Annotated in this window: 15 protein-coding genes; 7 read left to right on the top strand and 8 right to left on the bottom strand. The window is 73.7% G+C overall.

All coding sequences use genetic code 11. The features are described from left to right. Nucleotide 1: 1 nt before the first annotated feature. The gene (locus tag ACZ7C5_RS01860) at nucleotides 2-382 is read left to right on the top strand and encodes a phage holin family protein (protein ID WP_188297164.1); all 381 of its coding nucleotides are present in this window, start codon (nucleotides 2-4) and stop codon (nucleotides 380-382) included. 99 nt (nucleotides 383-481) lie between these two features. Here ACZ7C5_RS01860 and ACZ7C5_RS01855 read toward each other — a convergent pair whose 3' ends face one another. Both ACZ7C5_RS01855 and ACZ7C5_RS01850 read right to left on the bottom strand, forming a co-directional pair. Next, nucleotides 482-907, bottom strand: a complete 426-nt coding sequence (locus tag ACZ7C5_RS01855; protein WP_401089233.1) for an SsgA family sporulation/cell division regulator — start codon at nucleotides 905-907, stop codon at nucleotides 482-484. Nucleotides 908-1,108: 201 nt separating this feature from the next. Beyond that, nucleotides 1,109-1,990, bottom strand: a complete 882-nt coding sequence (locus tag ACZ7C5_RS01850) for an IclR family transcriptional regulator (RefSeq protein WP_470321691.1) — start codon at nucleotides 1,988-1,990, stop codon at nucleotides 1,109-1,111. A gap of 238 nt (nucleotides 1,991-2,228) precedes the next feature. Between ACZ7C5_RS01850 and ACZ7C5_RS01845 the strand changes: the two genes are divergently transcribed. Further along, nucleotides 2,229-2,771 (top strand): NUDIX domain-containing protein, encoded by a 543-nt coding sequence (locus tag ACZ7C5_RS01845; protein ID WP_401089237.1) that lies wholly within the window; start codon nucleotides 2,229-2,231, stop codon nucleotides 2,769-2,771. On the opposite strand, the gene ACZ7C5_RS01840 is transcribed toward ACZ7C5_RS01845, so the two are convergent. The 4 genes from ACZ7C5_RS01840 to ACZ7C5_RS01825 form a co-directional block, all read right to left on the bottom strand. Beyond that, entirely contained in the window at nucleotides 2,772-4,130 is a 1,359-nt protein-coding gene (locus tag ACZ7C5_RS01840) for a globin domain-containing protein (RefSeq protein WP_470321690.1), read from the bottom strand. It lies immediately after the preceding gene. Nucleotides 4,131-4,619: 489 nt separating this feature from the next. Continuing rightward, a complete protein-coding gene (locus tag ACZ7C5_RS01835) occupies nucleotides 4,620-5,951 on the bottom strand; it encodes a dihydrolipoamide acetyltransferase family protein (protein ID WP_401089284.1) in 1,332 nt (443 codons plus the stop codon). Continuing rightward, nucleotides 5,951-6,952 carry an alpha-ketoacid dehydrogenase subunit beta gene (locus ACZ7C5_RS01830; protein WP_401089241.1) on the bottom strand — a complete coding sequence of 334 codons (1,002 nt, stop codon included), beginning with the start codon at nucleotides 6,950-6,952 and terminating at the stop codon, nucleotides 5,951-5,953. The genes ACZ7C5_RS01835 and ACZ7C5_RS01830 overlap by 1 nt, the downstream gene beginning before the upstream one ends. Then, complete coding sequence (locus ACZ7C5_RS01825) at nucleotides 6,952-8,091, bottom strand: thiamine pyrophosphate-dependent dehydrogenase E1 component subunit alpha (RefSeq protein ID WP_401089243.1); 1,140 nt, start codon at nucleotides 8,089-8,091, stop codon at nucleotides 6,952-6,954. Before ACZ7C5_RS01825 ends, ACZ7C5_RS01830 begins: the two co-directional genes overlap by 1 nt. 150 nt (nucleotides 8,092-8,241) lie before the next feature. On the opposite strand from ACZ7C5_RS01825, the gene ACZ7C5_RS01820 reads away from it, so the two are divergent. Further along, a complete protein-coding gene (locus ACZ7C5_RS01820; protein ID WP_470321689.1) occupies nucleotides 8,242-8,703 on the top strand; it encodes an Lrp/AsnC family transcriptional regulator in 462 nt (153 codons plus the stop codon). A 10-nt stretch (nucleotides 8,704-8,713) separates the two neighbouring features. On the opposite strand, the gene ACZ7C5_RS01815 is transcribed toward ACZ7C5_RS01820, so the two are convergent. Further along, nucleotides 8,714-9,298, bottom strand: a complete 585-nt coding sequence (locus ACZ7C5_RS01815; protein ID WP_188297157.1) for a TetR/AcrR family transcriptional regulator — start codon at nucleotides 9,296-9,298, stop codon at nucleotides 8,714-8,716. A 128-nt stretch (nucleotides 9,299-9,426) separates the two neighbouring features. Between ACZ7C5_RS01815 and ACZ7C5_RS01810 the strand changes: the two genes are divergently transcribed. The 3 genes from ACZ7C5_RS01810 (at nucleotide 9,427) to ACZ7C5_RS01800 (ending at nucleotide 14,229) form a co-directional block, all read left to right on the top strand. Then, the gene (locus ACZ7C5_RS01810) at nucleotides 9,427-10,698 is read left to right on the top strand and encodes a hypothetical protein (RefSeq protein ID WP_401089248.1); all 1,272 of its coding nucleotides are present in this window, start codon (nucleotides 9,427-9,429) and stop codon (nucleotides 10,696-10,698) included. 161 nt (nucleotides 10,699-10,859) lie between these two features. Continuing rightward, nucleotides 10,860-12,560, top strand: coding sequence for a phenylacetic acid degradation protein PaaN (gene paaN, locus ACZ7C5_RS01805; protein WP_470321688.1), 1,701 nt, complete (start codon nucleotides 10,860-10,862; stop codon nucleotides 12,558-12,560). A 178-nt stretch (nucleotides 12,561-12,738) separates the two neighbouring features. Further along, nucleotides 12,739-14,229, top strand: a complete 1,491-nt coding sequence (locus ACZ7C5_RS01800; protein ID WP_470321687.1) for an FAD-dependent monooxygenase — start codon at nucleotides 12,739-12,741, stop codon at nucleotides 14,227-14,229. Between the two features lie 52 nt (nucleotides 14,230-14,281). Here the strand turns inward: ACZ7C5_RS01800 and ACZ7C5_RS01795 are convergent, their stop codons facing one another. Further along, entirely contained in the window at nucleotides 14,282-14,848 is a 567-nt protein-coding gene (locus tag ACZ7C5_RS01795) for a CGNR zinc finger domain-containing protein (protein ID WP_401089254.1), read from the bottom strand. A 244-nt stretch (nucleotides 14,849-15,092) separates the two neighbouring features. Here ACZ7C5_RS01795 and ACZ7C5_RS01790 point away from each other — a divergent pair, with 244 nt between their 5' ends. Then, nucleotides 15,093-17,261, top strand: coding sequence for a S53 family peptidase (locus ACZ7C5_RS01790; protein WP_470321686.1), 2,169 nt, complete (start codon nucleotides 15,093-15,095; stop codon nucleotides 17,259-17,261). Nucleotides 17,262-17,311 lie beyond the last annotated feature (50 nt).

The raw sequence follows: 17,311 nt of genomic DNA, 5'->3' as shown, positions 1-17,311 counted from the left end.
CATGAAGAGTTTCGTCATCAAGACACTGATCAACGCGGCGGCCATCTGGGTCGCCGCCTGGATCGTCAGCGGCATCCAACTCGCCCAGGGGAACGCCGACTGGCAGCACAAGGCGCTGACGGTGCTCGGCGTCGCCGTGGTGTTCGGCGTGGTCAACTGGCTGATCAAGCCGGTGGTCAAGCTGTTCTCGTTCCCGCTGTTCATCCTCACGCTGGGACTGATCACCTTCGTGATCAACGCCCTGATGCTCCTGCTCACCTCCTGGGCCTCCGGGAAGCTGAGCCTGGACTTCCACGTGGTGAACTTCGGCTCCGCGCTGGTGGGTTCGCTCATCATCAGCCTGGTCGCCTGGGGCCTGCACCTGGCCCTGGACGACGACTGACCGATGTCGTGCGGGCACCCGGAAGGGGCCCGTACCCGGTGTTCCACCGGGTACGGGCCCCTTCGTCGTCACGGTGCGGGCGGACGGCCCCCGGAGCGTTCACCCCGCGTTCTCACGCCCCTTGAGGATGTCCGCGAGCTGGGCGTCGATGTCCCGTCCGGTGAGCTCCTGGCCCATCGGCACCAGCCGGTCGGTACGCGCCAGGAAGGCGATCAGCGGCGCGGACGGGGCCCGCAGCAGGGCGTCGCCGTCGGGGGAGCGCAGCACGATGCAGACCTCCGAGAGCTCCTCGCCGACCGGGCGGACGTGCACGTCGCCCTCGCCGGCCGGGCCGCTGATCCCGTCGAGCAGCAGCTCCCGCGCGAAGAACCAGGTGACCGGGGCGTCCCCGGGCAGGTGGAAGGTGAGCCGGACGGCGTACGGGTCGTCGGCCTCGTACGCCAGGTCCACCGGGAGGCGGAAGGAGAGCTCGTGCGAGACCACGAGGTTCATCACCAGGTGTCCCTGGACTGTGTTGTGCTGCATGGCGCCAGTACCTCTCGTTCTGCCCGCACGCCGCCGGTGGTGCTTGGCCCGATGGCGGCCGGACATGTTTTCGACGGTTTTTGTGACGGTTTATGCAACCAATCCACGTTCGATCATCATCGTCCACGTTTGGGGATGTAGTGGACAAGGTGTGCTTTTTCAAATGGTGAACGAATCGGCATCGGTCTAGACCAAGTAGGGTCAGAGGATGAACGCCGGGCTCATCGCCCCGACCCCGCGCCGCAGTTGGCGGGCGGCGGGCACCAGCCGGTCGGACTGCTCGACCGGGAGCGAGAGGGCCATGGTGGCGACCACCGGGCCTATGGTGATGGCGACGGCCGCGCAGACCGTGCCGAGCGCGTACTCCTGCCGCTCCAGCACGGGCATGGTCGGCCGCAGCGAGGCGAGCCGGCGCAGCACTGCGGTCTCGCCGCTGAGGGTGGACGGGGTGAGCCCGTCGGGCGGGTGGCGGGAGAGGTGGTCGCGGCGCTCCTCCTCGGGCAGCTGGCCGAGCAGGCACTGGCCGATGGCGTGCGCGTGGGCGGTGGCCCTGAAGTCCGCCCAGGGCTCGACGGCGGGCCGGTTCGGGTCCTCGACCACGTCCACCACCTGGACCTCGCCGTCCCGGTAGAGCGCGAAGTAGACGGCGGCGCCGAGTTCGTCCCGTAACGCCTGCATCCGCGCCCGCAGGCCGGGATCACCGTGCCCGGCGCGGGAGCGGGCTATCCCGTCGAGCGCCTCCCCGTGGAAGAACCGCCCCTCCGAGCGCCGCAGGTAGCCCTCGTGGACCAGGGTGCGCAGCAGGTGGTAGGCGGTGCCGAGGGGCAGTTCGGCGGCCCTGGCCAGCTGCTTGGCGGTCGCGCCGTGCCGGAAGCCCCCGACGGCCTCCAGCAGCCGCAGCGCCCGCTGGACGGAGCCGATCAGGGTGGGCCCGCGGTCCGCGGCCGTGCCGCGCGGCACGGCTTCCCCGGGTTCCTGCGCGGCCCCGAACGACTGTGCCTGTGCGAACGACTGCGATGTCCCGAACGCCTGCACCTGCTCGAAAGACTGCGCCTGCTCGAACGACCGCGCGATCCGATCCATGCCACCCAACCCCCAGCCCGAGTCCCTCGTACAGGTCCGTGCCCAGAATGGACATGCGGGACGAAACCTCCGCTTCGCCCGATGGCTGCCCATTGCAGCACAGCGGGACTCCGAACGGATGCACCCGACCAGGTCGGCGTTTCGACCCGATCCCGGGGTGTTTCGACCCGTTCTCCTGGTTTCGCCCCGGCTCCGGCGCGGGAGACTCCCGCACAACGCGCCAGCCCCGGAGGTGGCCATGGGCCCCGAGAACCGCACCCCGCCACCGCGCCCCGTGGTGAAGCGCACCGCACGGGCGATCCTGCTGGAGCTGGACCCGGACGATCCGTACGGCCCGGCCTCGATCGTGCTGATCCGCCGGGTCCGTCCCGGCTCGCCGCACCCGTACTGGATCACCCCGGGCGGCGGGGTCGAGCCTGAGGACCGGACGGTGGTCGAGGCGCTGCACCGCGAGGTGGACGAGGAGCTCGGCGGCAAGATCGTGGACGTGGTGCCCGCCTTCGTCGACACCATCAGCCACACGCACCACGACGACGGCACCCTGCTGCACCCGCACGGGGTCAAGGTGCAGCACTTCTTCGTCTGCCGGCTCGCCTCGATGGACCTCAGCCGGCGGCACGGGCCCGAGGTGACGGACCCGCACGGCGAGTACGAGGTGGTCCGGCTGCCGTTCACCCGCGAGGGCGTCACCTCGGTCAACGTGGTCCCGCCCCGGCTGCGGGCGTACCTCGCGGCCAACGTCGAGGGCATCCGCGCGCTCCTCGCACCCGATCTCGGGTGATCACCCGAGGGCCGGGCCGCCGACCGGGTCGTGCCGGATCCGCTCGGCCGGCACTCCCGCGCGCAGCAGCACCCCGACGCCCCGGCGCACCATCGCGGGCGGCCCGCTGAGCACCGCCTCGCGGCCGGCCCACGGGCCGAACCTGCCCACCACCTCGGGCAGTTCACCGGTCAGCAGGCGCCCGGCGGGGCCGCCCCCGGACAGCACGGCACGGACCGTCAGCCAGGGGTGACGCCCCGCCAGTTCGCGCAGTCCGGCCAGCCCGTACAGCTCCTCGGCCCGGCGGGCGCCGTAGAACACCTCGACCCGGCGGCCGGGCACGCCGTACTCGGCCGCCTCCTCGACCAGGGCCAGGACCGGCGCGATGCCGGTGCCGCCGCCGAGGCAGAGCAGGTCGGCGCCGGCCGCGTGGTCGACGGTCATCGAGCCGGCCGCCGGGCCCAGCCGCAGCACGTCCCCCGGCGCGGCCCGGTGGACCAGCGCGTTGCTCACCCAGCCCGCCTGGACGGCCTTGACGTGGAAGGTCAGCAGCCCGTCCCCGCGGGGTGCGCAGGCGAAGGAGTAGTGCCGCCAGACCCGCGGCCACCAGGGCGTCTCCAGCGCGGCGTACTGCCCGGCCCGGAACGGGTACGCCTGGTCCGGCCGGACGGTGATCGCCGCGACGTCCCGGGTGCGGCGCTCGTGCCGGACGACCTCGCCCTGCCACCAGGGCGGCGAGGTGCGGGCGTCCTCCTCGGCGGCCTCGATCATGGTCGCGGCGGTCATCCGGTAGGCGCGGCGCCAGGCCTGATCGGCCTCCGCGTCCCAGCGGTCGGCCGCGTACCGGGCCAGTGTCCGCAGCAGGCACTCCTCCACCGCGGCGTAGTGGGCGGCCAGGGTGCCGTACCTGCGGTGGCCGCGGCCGAGTCCGGCCAGGGTGGCCCGCAGGGCCGCCGGCTGGTCGAGCTGGCGCACGACGGTCAGCAGGGTGCGGAACAGCAGGTCGCGGTGGGCGTCCATGGCGGCGGGGAAGAACGAGCGCAGCTCGGGGTGGCGCAGGAAGAGCAGCGCGTAGAAGTGCCCGGTGGCCCGGTCGGCGACCGGCTCGACGGCGGCGAGGCAGGACCGGACCACCTCGACGTCCCTGGCGGTGGGCTCCTCCACCGGCCGGCCCGCCCCCGCGGCGGGGAGGGGCGCGGCCCGGAGCCGTCCGGCGGCTGTCCGTACGCCCCAGGCGTCGCTCCACCGGTCGCCGGGGCCCGCCCGGTTGAGACCGGGCGCGTCGGCGAACGGCGGACGGAACTCCGGGACGGGCACGGCCGCAGGTACGGGGACGGCCGGCGGCCAGGCCGGGACCACCGGCCGGACGGGTTCCATCATCGGCACCGGCGGAAGCACCGGCACCGGCGGAAGCACCGTCGGCAGCACCGCAGTCGGCGCGTCCGCCGGCACCGGCGGCGGGAGGTGCTGCTGGTCCGACGGCCTCGGCGGCCGGACGGCCGCCGCCTTGGACGTGCCCCCCTCGGGCGCGGCCTCCGACAGGCCCGGGACGGAGGCGACCCCCGCCGAGCCGCGTCCGGTGCGGACCAGAACTGTTCCGCGGGACTTCACCGCAACGTTTCGAGTACCCAAGAGAATCGTTTCGCCTCCGGCCGGCCTGCGCCACCGCCTGGCTTGTCCCTGCTGGCGCCCAGGCAGCCTGGCACGCCAGGGCCGCGCGGCCGACGAATCACGCGAATCCCGGACAACCGGGCCGGGAACGCGCTACTCTCCCCGGCCCGCGGTCGCCCTGGGTGGCCCTCCGCACACCCAGGGCGACCGTGCCCGCACCGCCCGGCGCCGTACTCGAAGCCGTACTCGAAGCCCTGCTCAGAGCTGTCGCAGCAGCATCCCCGGCTGCTCGACGCAGTCCGCGACGAACCGCAGGAAGCCGCCCGCCGTGCCCCCGTCGCAGACCCGGTGGTCGAAGGTGAACGACAGCTGGGTCACCTCCCGGACCGCCAACTCCCCCTGGTGGACCCACGGCTTGGCGACGATCCGGCCGACTCCGAGCATCGCCGCCTCGGGGTGGTTGAGGATCGGGGTGGAGCCGTCCACGCCGAACACTCCGTAGTTGTTCAACGTGAAGGTGCCGCCGGTCAGTTCGGCGGGGGTGAGCGCACCGCCCCGCGCCGCCTCGGTCAACCGGGCCAGCTCCTCGCCGAGTTGCTCGGTACTGCGGCCCTGCGCGTCCCGCACCACCGGGACGACCAGGCCGCGCTCGCCCTGCGCGGCGAACCCCAGGTGCACCGCCGGGTACCGGACGATGCCAGAACCGTCGGCGGTCACCGAGGAGTTGAGTTCGGGGAAGCGCGCCAGCGCGACCGTGCAGATCCGCGCCAGCAGTGCCAGCACGCTCACCTTCGGCCCCGGCGTGGCGTTCAACTGTCGTCGCAGCGCCATGAGTTCGGTGGCGTCCGCGTCCACCCAGCAGGTCGCCGCCGGGATCTCCCGGTGGCTGCGGCTGAGCTTCTCGGCCACCGCCTTGCGCAGCCCGCGCAGCGGGACGACGCCACCCTGCACCGAAGCCGACGCCGACGCCGACGCCACCACCGGGTCCGCCACCCCGGCGGCGACCGCCCGTTCGACGTCCGCCCGCATGATCAGCCCGTCCGGCCCGCTCCCGGTGAGCGCGGCCAGGTCGACCCCCTGCTCCCGGGCCAGCCGCCGCACCAGCGGCGAGATCACCGGCATCACCGCGGGACCGGCCGGCACCGCCGGAGCCCGGACGGCCACGGCCACACCGCCGGCTCCGGCCGGGGCCGGAGCCCCGACCCGGCGCCGCCGCCCGCCCCGGCCCGGCTCGGCGACCCCGTACCCGACCAGCGGCCGCTCGACCTCGGCGGCGGGCGACGACGAGGCCGCGGACGGCGACGCAACAGGCGAGGCCGAGGGCGGCGAAGCGGCCGTCCCGCCCGACGCCACCGCGACCGTCACCAGCGGCGCGCCCACGGCGATCTCCTCGCCCGCCTCGCCGTACCGCGCGGTGACCACCCCGCCGTACGGGCAGGGCACCTCCACCACGGCCTTGGCGGTCTCCACCTCCACCACCGGCTGGTCGACCGCGATCACCTCGCCGACCTCGACCATCCAGCGCACCACCTCCGCCCCGGTGAGCCCCTCACCGAGGTCGGGCAGCCGGAACTCCCGCACGACGGGCATCATCCTCGGTCCTCCCACTGGAGCCGGGCGACCGCGTCCAGGATCCGGTCCACCCCGGGCAGGTGGTGGTGCTCCAGCATCGGCGGCGGGTACGGGACGTCGAAGCCGGTGACCCGCAGCACCGGCGCGGCCAGGTGGTGGAAACAGCGCTCGGTGACCCGGGCGGCGATCTCCGCGCCGGTGCCGCCGAAGCCGCTCGCCTCGTGCACCACCACGGCCCGGCCGAGCGAGCGCACCACCCGGCAGACCGTCTCGTCGTCGAACGGCACCAGGGTGCGCAGGTCCAGCACCGCGAGGTCCCAGCCCTCGGCCTGCGCCGCCTCCGCCGCCTTCAGGCAGACCGGCAGCGAGGGGCCGTAGGTGATCAGCACGGCGGAGGTGCCGGCGCGCCGCAGCACCGCCCGGCCGATCGGCTCGACCGGCGCCGCCGGGTCGAAGCCGGCCTTGCCCCAGTAGAGCCGCTTGGGCTCCAGGAAGACCACCGGGTCGTCGGAGGCGATCGAGGCGCGCAGCAGCCCGTACGCGTCGGCGACCGTCCCCGGCGTCACCACGTGCAGGCCAGGGGTGGCGGCGTAGTACGCCTCCGAGGCGTCGCTGTGGTGCTCGACGCCGCCGATGCCGCCGCCGTACGGGATGCGGACGGTGATCGGCAGCGGGAGCCTGCCCGCCGTGCGGTTGCGCATCTTGGCGACGTGCGAGAACAGCTGCTCCAGCGCCGGGTAGGCGAAGGCGTCGAACTGCATCTCGACCACCGGGCGCAGCCCGTACATCGCCATGCCGATCGCGGTGCCGAGGATGCCGGCCTCGGCCAGCGGGGTGTCCAGGCAGCGGTCGGGGCCGAACTCGGCGGTGAGGCCGTCGGTGATCCGGAAGACGCCGCCGAGCGCGCCGACGTCCTCGCCGAGCACGTGCACCGCCGGGTCCTCGCGCATGGCGTCCCGCAGCGCGGAGTTGAGCGCCTGCGCCATGGAGGCGGTCCGGGTCGAGGTCGCCGTGCCCATCAGTCGGCCACCTCCGCCTCGGCGGCCAGCTCGGCGGCCAACTGGGCTGCCTGCTCGCGCAGTTGCGGGGTCGGTTCGGCGAAGACGTGGGCGAACAGCGACATCGGGTCGAGCTCCGGGTCGGCGTGGAACTCGGCCCGCATCCGGGCCGCCAGCGCCTCCGCCTCGTCCGCCGCCTCCTGCACCAGCCGGTCGTCCAGCAGGCCGAGTCCGCGCAGCGCGCGCTCCATCAGCAGGACCGGGTCGTGCTCCCGCCAGGCGGCCACCTCGGGCTCGGTGCGGTAGCGGGTCGCGTCGTCGGCGTTGGTGTGCGCCTCGATCCGGTAGGTCAGCGCCTCGACCAGGGTCGGGCCGTCGCCGGCCCTGGCCCGCTCGACCGCCTCGGTCAGCACCGCGTGCACGGCGGGCGCGTCGTTGCCGTCCACCAGCCGGCCCGGCATGCCGTAGCCGACGGCCTTGTGGGCCAGGCTCGGGGCGGCGGACTGCGCGCTGAGCGGGACGGAGATCGCGTAGCCGTTGTTCTGCACCAGGAAGACCACCGGGGCGTTCAGCACGGCCGCGAAGTTCAGCGCCTCGTGGAAGTCCCCCTCGCTGGTGCCGCCGTCGCCGAGCATCGCCAGCGCGACCACCGGCTCGCCGCGCAGCCGGGCGGCGTGCGCCAGCCCGACGGCGTGCGGGGCCTGGGTGGCGAGCGGGGTGCTGAGCGGGGCGGTGCGGCTGGCCCGCGGGTCGTAGCCGGTGTGGGCGTTGCCGCGCAGCAGGGTCAGCGCCTCCAGCGGGTCGACGCCCCGGGAGACCACGGCGAGGGTGTCGCGGTAGCTGGGGAAGAGCCAGTCGTGCTCGCCGAGCACCAGCGCGGCGGCGACCTGGCAGGCCTCCTGGCCGGTGGACGCCGGATAGACGGCGAGCCTGCCCTGCTTGGTGAGGGTGGTGGCCTGCTGGTTGTACCGGCGGCCGACGACCAGGCGCCGGTGGAGCTCGCGCAGCAGGGCCGGGTCGTGCTTCTCCAGCGCGGGGGTGCCCAGCACCCGGACGGGGGAGAGGTCCGGGAGGAGCGGGGCCGGATCGGTGCGCGGGGCGGTGGCCCCGGGCATCCAGCCGGGCACCGGCGTGCGGTGTCTGTGGTCGAGAACGGTCATCTCGGGGCACCTCCAGGGGTCGCGGGGGGCTCCCTACCGATTGTTCGGTCGTCTGTTCATCTTGACCAGAAGCGTGACAAGGTGGTGGACATTCGGCCTGCCGGGCGGTCGACTGGGGGCAGTACGTCCAATCGGGGAGGGTGGGGGGTCATGTCGGCTGAACAGATGTCCAGACTCGACCGGGTCGACCGGTCGATCCTGCGGCTGCTGCAGCAGGACGGCCGCGCCTCCATCCGCTCGGTGGCCGAGCGGGTGCACGTGTCCCGGGCGAACGCGTACGCCCGGATCTCCAGGATGGTCGAGGACGGCATCATCCGCGGCTTCACCGCCAGGGTGGACCACGAACGGGCAGGTCAGGCCGCGTCCGCGTACGTCACCCTGAAGATCGTCCAGAACTCCTGGCGGACGGTGCGCGAGCAGTTGCTGGAGCTGCCGGGGGTGGCGCACATCGCGCTGGTCGGCGGGGACTTCGACGTCCTGCTGCTGGTGCACACCGCCGACAACAAGGCGCTGCGGGAGCTGGTGCTGGGCAGCATCCAGTCCATCCCCCAGGTGCTCGGCACCCGCACCATGCTGATCTTCGAGGAGACGGACCAGGTGCCGCCCGACTGAGGCGCGCCGGTCAGCGCGCCCGCAGCCCGTCGAAGGCCAGGTGGACCACCGCGTCCGCGACGCCGTCGGCGGACTTGAGGCCCGGCCGGTACCACTCCACGATCGAGTTGATCATCCCGAACAGCAGCCGGGTGGCCAGCCGCGGCTCCACGTCCGAGCGCAGCGCGCCGTCCGCGACCGCCGCCCGCAGCAGCTCGGCGACCTGGTGGTCGAAGTCCCGGCGGCGCTCCAGCGCCCACTGCTCGGTGGCCGTGTTGCCGCGCACCCGCAGCAGCAGCGTCACGTACGGCAGTTCCGCCAGCAGCACCTCGGCGGTGCGCCGCACCACGTGCTCCAGCCGCTCCACCGCGGGGCCCCCGACCGCGGCCGGCTCGGCCAGGATCGCGAACAGCCCGTCCAGCGCCCGCCCGACCGCCAGCCGCAGCAGTTCCTCCTTGCCGCGCACGTGGTGGTAGATGGAGGACTTGGAGATCCCGGCCGCCCGCGACAGGTCCTCCATCGAGGTTCCGTCGTAGCCGCGCTCGTTGAAGACGTCGACGGTCACCGCGAGCAGTGACTCCACGGTGTAGGCGGTGCGCGTGGTGTGATCGGCCATCCTCCGAGTATCCCCGGCCGTCCGTGCCGGTACGCGATCGGGCCCGCTGGTCCACACCACTTCCGAGGCGCAGGCCCTAGAATCTGCGGACGATCCGTCCACGTCCAGCAGGCTGGGGTCCACGGCTGATGAACGCAATACCGGCAGTCGCCTCCGACGTGCCCGAGCAGCGCAGCGAGGGAGGGCCGGAGGACGCCGCGCGCACCTGGCAGGACCGCGGCCGGGCGCTGGTCGTCCGCTTCGGTCCCGCGGTGTGGTGCTACGCGGTGCTGAAGCTGGTCGGCTTCACCGTCTTCATGAAGCTGCTCTCCTTCTCCGGCGAGTACGCGAAGAAGCCGGACCGGTTCGGCGGCGGCGCCAACCCCTGGGACGTGGTGGCCAGCTGGGACGGCTGGTGGTACCAGCAGGTGGCCCAGTTCGGGTACCACCCGGCGATCGTACCGATCCCGAACGGGCCGGTCGGCTTCAGCATCGAGCAGAACTCGGCCGCCTTCTTCCCGCTCTACCCGGGCCTGATGCGCGGGGTCTCCGAGGTCACCGGCCTCGGCCTGTACGGCGCCGGGATGCTGGTCTCGGTGGTGGCCTCGCTGTTCGCCGCGGCCGGCATCTACGCCGTGGTGGAGAAGCTGACCGGGGACGTGCGCTCGGGCGTGATCGCGGCCGGGATCTGGGCGATCGCCCCGGGCTCGGGCGCCGAGTGGGCGGTCTACTCGGACTCCCTGTTCGTCGCGCTGGCCGCCTGGGCCTGCTACTGCGTGATGACCAAGCAGTGGGTCGCGGCCGGGGTGATCACCCTGGTCGCCGGGCTCAACCGGCCCACCTCGGCGGCACTGATAGGCGCCGTGGGCCTGGCCGCGCTGGTCGAGCTGTACCGCCGGGAGAGCGGCGTCCTGCGCCCGCTGGCCGCGATGCTGCTGGCCCCGGTCGGCCTGCTCGGCTACGTCGGCTGGGTGGGCTGGCGCACCGGCGAGTGGGGCGGCTACTTCCGTCTCCAGCACGACGCCTGGCTGCACTACTTCGACTGGGGGCAGGGCACCTGGCACGCGGTCCGCGGGGTGCTGCTGGGCCGCAACGACTACCCCTTCGCCTTCGGGGTGCCCGACGTGTTCGCCACCCTGATCGTGCTCAGCCTGCCGGCGCTGATCGCGCTGCTGATCCGGCTGCGCCCGCCGCTGGTGCTGACCGCCTACACGCTGGCCACGATCGTCTCGGTGCTCGGCAGCCTGGGCATCTTCGGCAACGTCTCGCGCTACCTGCTGCCGGCGTTCCCGCTGTTCATCGCGCTGGCGGTGGGACTGCGCAGGCTGAGCCTGCCGGTGCTGGCCACCGTCCTGGGCACCGGAGCGGTCGCCTCCGGCTGGTACGCCGGGTACGTCATCTTCGAGCTCGGCGTGCCGTAGACCCGGATCACCAGGCACCCGCACGGGGGCGCGTCCACCACGGACGCGCCCCCGTCCGTTTGCCCGGATTCCCCGCCCCGCACCCTCGTGAGCCGACCGATCGTTCGGTTACTCTGGGCGTGTCCCGTCCTGCTTTCCGAGGCCCTCCGAGGAGCGCACAGATGTCCGCAGCGGTCACCCACCCCCTCGTCAGCGAGCTGGTCGAGCGCCACCAGGCCACCCTGGACGCCGCGCTGGCCGCCGCCGCCGCACGCGACTACTGGTCGCCCTACCCCGAGTTCCCGAAGGCGTACGGCGAGAGCGGCCCCGCGGACGGCAAGGCCGCCTTCGACGCCCTGCTCGGCGAGCCCTTCGCCCTGGCGGGCCACCCCGCCGACGGCGACCTGGTCGGCGGCGAGGCCTCCCCGTACGGCGTCGAGCTGGGCATCGGCTACCCGCACGCCGACCCGGACGCGCTGATCGCCGCGCTCACCGCCGCCCGCCCCGGCTGGGCCGCCGCGAGCCCGCTGGAGCGCGCCGCCGTCTGCCTGGAGATCCTGCACCGGATCAACGCCCGCTCCCACGAGTTCGCCCAGGCCGTCATGCACACCACAGGACAGGCCTACGGCATGGCCTTCCAGGCCGGCGGCCCGCACGCCCAGGACCGCGGCCTGGAGGCCGTCACCTACGCGTACGCCGAGCAGACCCGGCTGCCTCGGCAGGCCGGCTGGACCAAGCCGCAGGGCAAGCGCGACCCGCTGGTGATGACCAAGGAGTTCACCGTCGTCCCGCGCGGCCTCGCGCTGCTGATCGGCTGCAACACCTTCCCCACCTGGAACGGCTACCCCGGTCTGTTCGCCTCGCTGGCCACCGGCAACCCGGTGCTGGTCAAGCCGCACCCGCGGGCCGTGCTGCCGCTCGCACTGACCGTGCGGATCGCCCGCGAGGTGCTCGCCGAGGCCGGCTTCGACCCGAACCTGGTCGTCCTGGCCGCCGAGCACGAGGGCGGCACCGTCGCCGCGGCGCTCGCCGTCCGCCCCGAGATCAAGCTGATCGACTACACCGGCTCCACCGCCTTCGGCGAATGGCTGGAGGAGCACGCCGGGCAGGCGCAGGTGTACACCGAGAAGGCCGGCGTCAACGCGGTGGTGATCGACTCCACCGACGACTACAAGGGCATGCTGGGCAACCTGGCCTTCGCGCTCTCCCTCTACAGCGGCCAGATGTGCACCACCCCGCAGAACGTGCTGATCCCGCGCGGCGGCATCGCCACCGACCAGGGCGACAAGTCCTACGACCAGGTGGTCACCGACCTGGCCGGCGCGATCGAGGGCCTGCTCTCCGACGACGCCCGCGCCGCCGCCGTCCTCGGCGCCGTGGTCAACCCCGGCGTGCTCCAGCGCTCGGTCGCCGCGGCCGGCGGCGAGTACGGCGAACTCGCCCTCGCCCCGCGCGCGGTGACCTCGCCGGACTTCCCCGGCGCGACCGTCCGCACCCCCGCGCTGGTCAGGCTGGACGCCGACAAGCCGGACGACCGCGCGGTCTTCCGCAGCGAGTGCTTCGGCCCGGTCTCCTTCGCCGTCGCCGTCGAATCCACCGCCGCCGCCGTCGAGTTGCTGCGCACCACGGTCCGCGAGAAGGGCGCCATGACCGCGTCCGGCTACACCACCTCGCCCGAGGTGGAGGCGCTGCTGGTCGAGGCCGCGCTGGACTCCGGAGTCTCGCTCTCGCTCAACCTGACCGGCGGGGTCTACCCCAACCAGACCGCCGCCTTCTCCGACCTGCACGGCACCGGCGCCAACCCGGCCGCCAACTCCGCGTACTGCGACGGCGCGTTCGTCGCCAACCGGTTCCGCACCGTGGAGATCCGCCGGCACTCCTGAGCCGGTCCGGCACCCCCTGGGACGGACCCGGGCCCCGGCGGTCACCCACCGCCGGGGCCCGGCGGTTCACGGCTCCGGGGCCCGGCGGTTCACACCTCCGGCAGCGCCCGCGATGATGGAGGCTGGGAGAACGCCGGGAACGGCGTCCGACCGCCCTTTGAGCAACGGGAGCTGATACATGGCCGTGAAGCCGACGACCGAAACCGACGTCCTGATCGTCGGTGCCGGACCGACCGGACTGCTGCTGGCCGGCGACCTCGCCGCCGCCGGGGTCGGCGTCACCGTGCTGGAGAAGCGGGCCGCCGAGTCCAACCTCACCCGGGCGTTCGCCGTGCACGCCCGCAGCCTGGAGCTGCTGGACGCCCGGGGCCTGGCCGAGGGGCTGATCGCCACCGGCCGTCCGCTCGGCGAGCTGAGGATGTTCGACCGCTTCGGCGTCGACCTCGGCTCACTGCCGACCCGCTTCCCGTTCGTCCTGATCACCCCGCAGTACAACGTCGAACGGCTGCTGCTGGAGCGCGCGGAGAAGGCCGGCGCGACGGTGCTGCGCGGCGCCGAGGTCACCGGACTGCGCCAGGACGCCGAGGGCGTCACCCTGGAGACCCGCGACGGCGGCAGCCACCGCGCCGCGTACGCGGTCGCCACCGACGGCGTCCACTCCACCGTCCGCGACCTGCTGGGCATCCCGTTCCCCGGTGAGTCGGTGGTCGACTCGGTGGTGCTGGCCGACGTCCGGCTGGAGCGCGAGCCAGGCCAGGCGATCACCGTCGGCGCCAACCAGGCCGGCTTCGCGTTCATCGCCCCGTTCGGCGACGGCTGGTCCAGGATCATCGCCTGGGACCGTGAGGAGCGCTACCCGGACGGCACCACCCCCACGCCCGAGCAGCTCACCGCCCTCACCCGGGCCATCCTCGGCGAGGACTACGGCCTGCACGAGGTGCGCTGGAGCTCCACCTTCCACAGCGACGAACGACAGGCCCCCAACTACCGCTCCGGCCGGGTCTTCCTGGCCGGCGACGCCGCGCACTGCCACTCCCCGGCCGGCGGCCAGGGCATGAACACCGGCCTCCAGGACGCCGCCAACCTCTCCTGGAAGCTCGCCGCAGCGCTCCGGGGCCACACCACCGACGCGCTGCTGGACACCTACCAGACCGAGCGGCACCCGGTCGGCAGGACCGTCCTGCGCACCTCGGGCGCGCTGATCCGGCTGGCGCTCGCCGAGTCCGCCCCCACCCGCGCCCTGCGCGGGGCGCTCACCGCGCTGGGCAGCCACCTCGACCCGGTCACCGAGCGCGGCGCCCGGCTGGTCTCCGGCATCGGCATCTCCTACCCCGCTCCCAAGGACGCCCACCCGCAGGTCGGCAAGCGCGTGCCCGACCTGCGGCTGACCGCCCTGAGCAGGCCCGTCGAGGGCGCCCCGGCCGCCCCCGAGCGGCTCTACGAGGCGCTGCGCGCGGGCAGGTTCGTCCTGGTCAGCAATGACGAGCTGGCCGCCGCCGAGCCCTGGGCGGACCGGCTGGTCTGCGCCGCCCCCGCCGACCCGCACGGCAAGCTGCGCGACACCGTCCTGCTGATCCGCCCGGACGGCTACGTCGCCTGGGCCTCCGTCGACCCCGGCCAGGGCGAGCTGCGCACCGCCCTCACCGGCTGGCTCGGCACCCCGGCCTGACCGTCCCCGGGGCGGGCGCGGCCCACCGCGCCCGCCCGCGCCCGGCCGCCGGTCAGCCCCGCGCCCTCTCGTAGTGCCGCGCGGCCTTCGCCCGGTTCCCGCACACCGCCATCCGGCACCACCGCCGGCGCCCGTTCTGCGAGGTGTCGAAGAAGTGCAGGATGCACGCCTCGTGCGCACACTGCCTGACCCGGTGCGCCCCCTGGCCGAGCAGCGCGAGGAAGCCGTCCGCCGCCAGCCAGGGCGCCAGCCACTGCGGCCGGTCGGTCTCGACCAGTTCCTCGGCCCCGTCGGGCCCCGCCGTCCGCCGGATCCGTCCGTGCGCCAGCACCGCGTCCAGCCCGTCCCGCGCCGCGGCGCCCAGGCCGCCCCGCTCGCGGGCGTCCCGGGCGGCCAGCAGGACCGCCTCGCGGGTCTGCCGGATCGCCGCGAGCCCCGCCTCGTCGGCCGCGCAGCGCGCGCTCAGCCCGGCGGAGGAGAGCCAGATCGCGTACCCCTCGACACCGGTGAGCAGGTCGTTGACGGGTGTTCCGGCCCAGCGCGTGTTGAGCAGGTCGATCGCGAGCGGCTCGCCGATCAGCGGCCGCGGGTCCCGCGGATCCGGCTGCACCTCAGTCATCGTCCTCCCTCGGCCCGGTCCGATTCTACGGGCGCCCGGACGGCCGGGAGCGGCCCGGGACGCCGTCATTCACCGTATGGAACCGCCGGGTTCCCCGCCCTCCACAGTTGACTGTTTTTTAGCAACGAATTGCCTGGCCATGAGTCATTTCGCACACGGGTTCTGTCATGTTCGAGCCAGCGTTCTCGACCCCCTGAACGCCTGGTCCCTTGCCGGCCCCCACAGCCGGCCAGAGGAGGATCCGTTGCGCCCCCGCTCCCTTGCCCTCGCCGCGGCGATAGCCGTGCTGCCGCTGACCGCCGTCTCGCTCGGTGTCTCCACCGCGCAGGCCGCCACTCCCAACGCCACCCCGCGCGTCGCCCTGCCGAACACCGTGAACCCCGCGGTGGCCCACTCGGAGAAGAAGGGCGACGTCCCGGCCGCGCAGCAGATCTCGGTGTCCGTCAGCCTGAAGCTGCGCGACCAGGACGCCCTGGACCGCCTCCTCACCGCGGTCGCCACCCCGGGCACCCCGGAGTACGGCCACTACCTGACGCCCGAGCAGTTCACCGCGCGGTTCGGCCCGACCCAGGCCGCCGTCGACCAGGTCAAGGCCTACCTGGCCCAGCAGGGCCTGACCGTCACCGAGGTGAGCGCCAACCGCCAGGCGGTGAACGCCCACGGCACCACCGCCCAGGTCTCCCAGGCCTTCGGCACGCACGAGAGCGCGTACCTCGACCCGCAGCTCCAGCGCGCCTTCTTCGCCAACGACGCCGCCGCCTCGATCCCCTCCGACCTGGCCGCCGTGGTCCAGGGCGTCAGCGGCCTGGACAACCACGCGGTGCGCAAGAACCGGCTGGCCACGCCGAGCGCGGTCACTCCCGGCACCGCGAACTCCACCCCGAACTCCACCCCGAGCGGCATGGCCCCGGCCCAGTACACCGGCGCCTACAACCTCAACAAGACCGGCGCGGACGGCACCGGCACCACGGTCGCGCTGTGGGAGTTCGACGGCTACAAGTCCTCGAACCTGACCACCTACGACGCCCAGTACGGGCTGACCGGCCCGGCCGTCACCACCGTGTCGGTGGACGGCGCCTCCTACGACTCCGCCCCCGGCCAGGGCCAGGGCGAGGTCGAGCTGGACAGCGAGATCGTCCGCGGCGCGGCACCCAAGGCCACCCAGCTGGTCTACGAGGCGCCCAACAGCGACCAGGGCGAGATCGACATGGCCAACAAGATCGTGACCGACAACCGGGTCTCGGTCATCTCGATCTCCTGGGGCTCCTGCGAGCCCGACACCACCGCCTCCTCGATGACCGCGGTCGACAACGCCTTCAAGCAGGCCGCCGCCCAGGGCATCTCGATCTTCTCCGCCTCCGGCGACGACGGCTCCCGCGACTGCACCCGCTCCACCAGCGGCTCGACCGTCAAGGCCGTCGACTTCCCGGCCTCCAGTCCCCACCAGACCGGCGTCGGCGGCACCAACCTCAAGGTCTCCGGCAGCAACACCTACTCCTCGGAGAGCGCCTGGAGCACCGCCGGCGGCGGCGTCTCCACCGTGTTCGCCAAGCCGAGCTGGCAGACCGGCACCGGCGTCGGCGGCACCATGCGCACCGTCCCCGACGTCTCCTCCGACGCCGACCCGGCCAGCGGCTTCGCGATCTACACCGCCGGCAGCTGGCAGGTCTACGGCGGCACCAGCGCCGCCGCGCCGCTCTGGTCCGGCTACGCGGCCCAGTTCGACCAGAAGGCCAAGGCCGCCGGGCAGCCCGCCCTCGGCGAGGCGAGCCCCCGGCTGTACGCGGTCGCGAACGGCAGCGGCTACGGCAGCACCTTCCACGACGTGACCAGCGGCGCCAACCAGGACTTCCCCGCCAGGACCGGCTACGACCAGGTCACCGGCTGGGGCTCCCCGGTCGCCGACGCGCTGACCACCGCCCTGCTCGGCGGCGGCACCACCCCGCCGTCCGGCGGCTGCACCGCCGCCCAGCTGGTCGCCAACGGCGGCTTCGAGAGCGGCACCGCCGCCCCCTGGACCGCCTCCAGCGGCGTCGTCGACAACAGCTCCTCCCAGCCGGCCCACTCGGGCGGCTGGAAGGCCTGGATGGACGGCTACGGCTCGACCCACACCGACACCATGGCGCAGACCGTCTCGATCCCGGCCGGCTGCGCCTCCGCCAAGCTGACCTTCTGGCTGCACGTCGACACCGCGGAGACCGGCTCCACCGCGTACGACAAGCTGACCGTCCAGGCCAACGGCACCACGCTGGCGACCTACTCCAACGCGGACGCCGCCGCCGGTTACGTCCAGCGCGCCCTGGACCTGACCTCCTTCGCCGGCCAGACCGTGACCGTCAAGTTCACCGGCACCGAGGACTCCTCGCTCCAGACCGGCTTCGTGATCGACGACGTCGCGCTGAACGTCGGCTGACACCGCCGGCAGCACCACAGGACCCCCGCCGGGGCGGCGCCGTCAGGGCC

The organism is Kitasatospora sp. NPDC036993 (genome assembly GCF_055607525.1).
The sequence above is the reverse complement of the archived record's forward strand: the minus strand, read 5'-3'. Positions and strand labels throughout refer to the sequence as shown.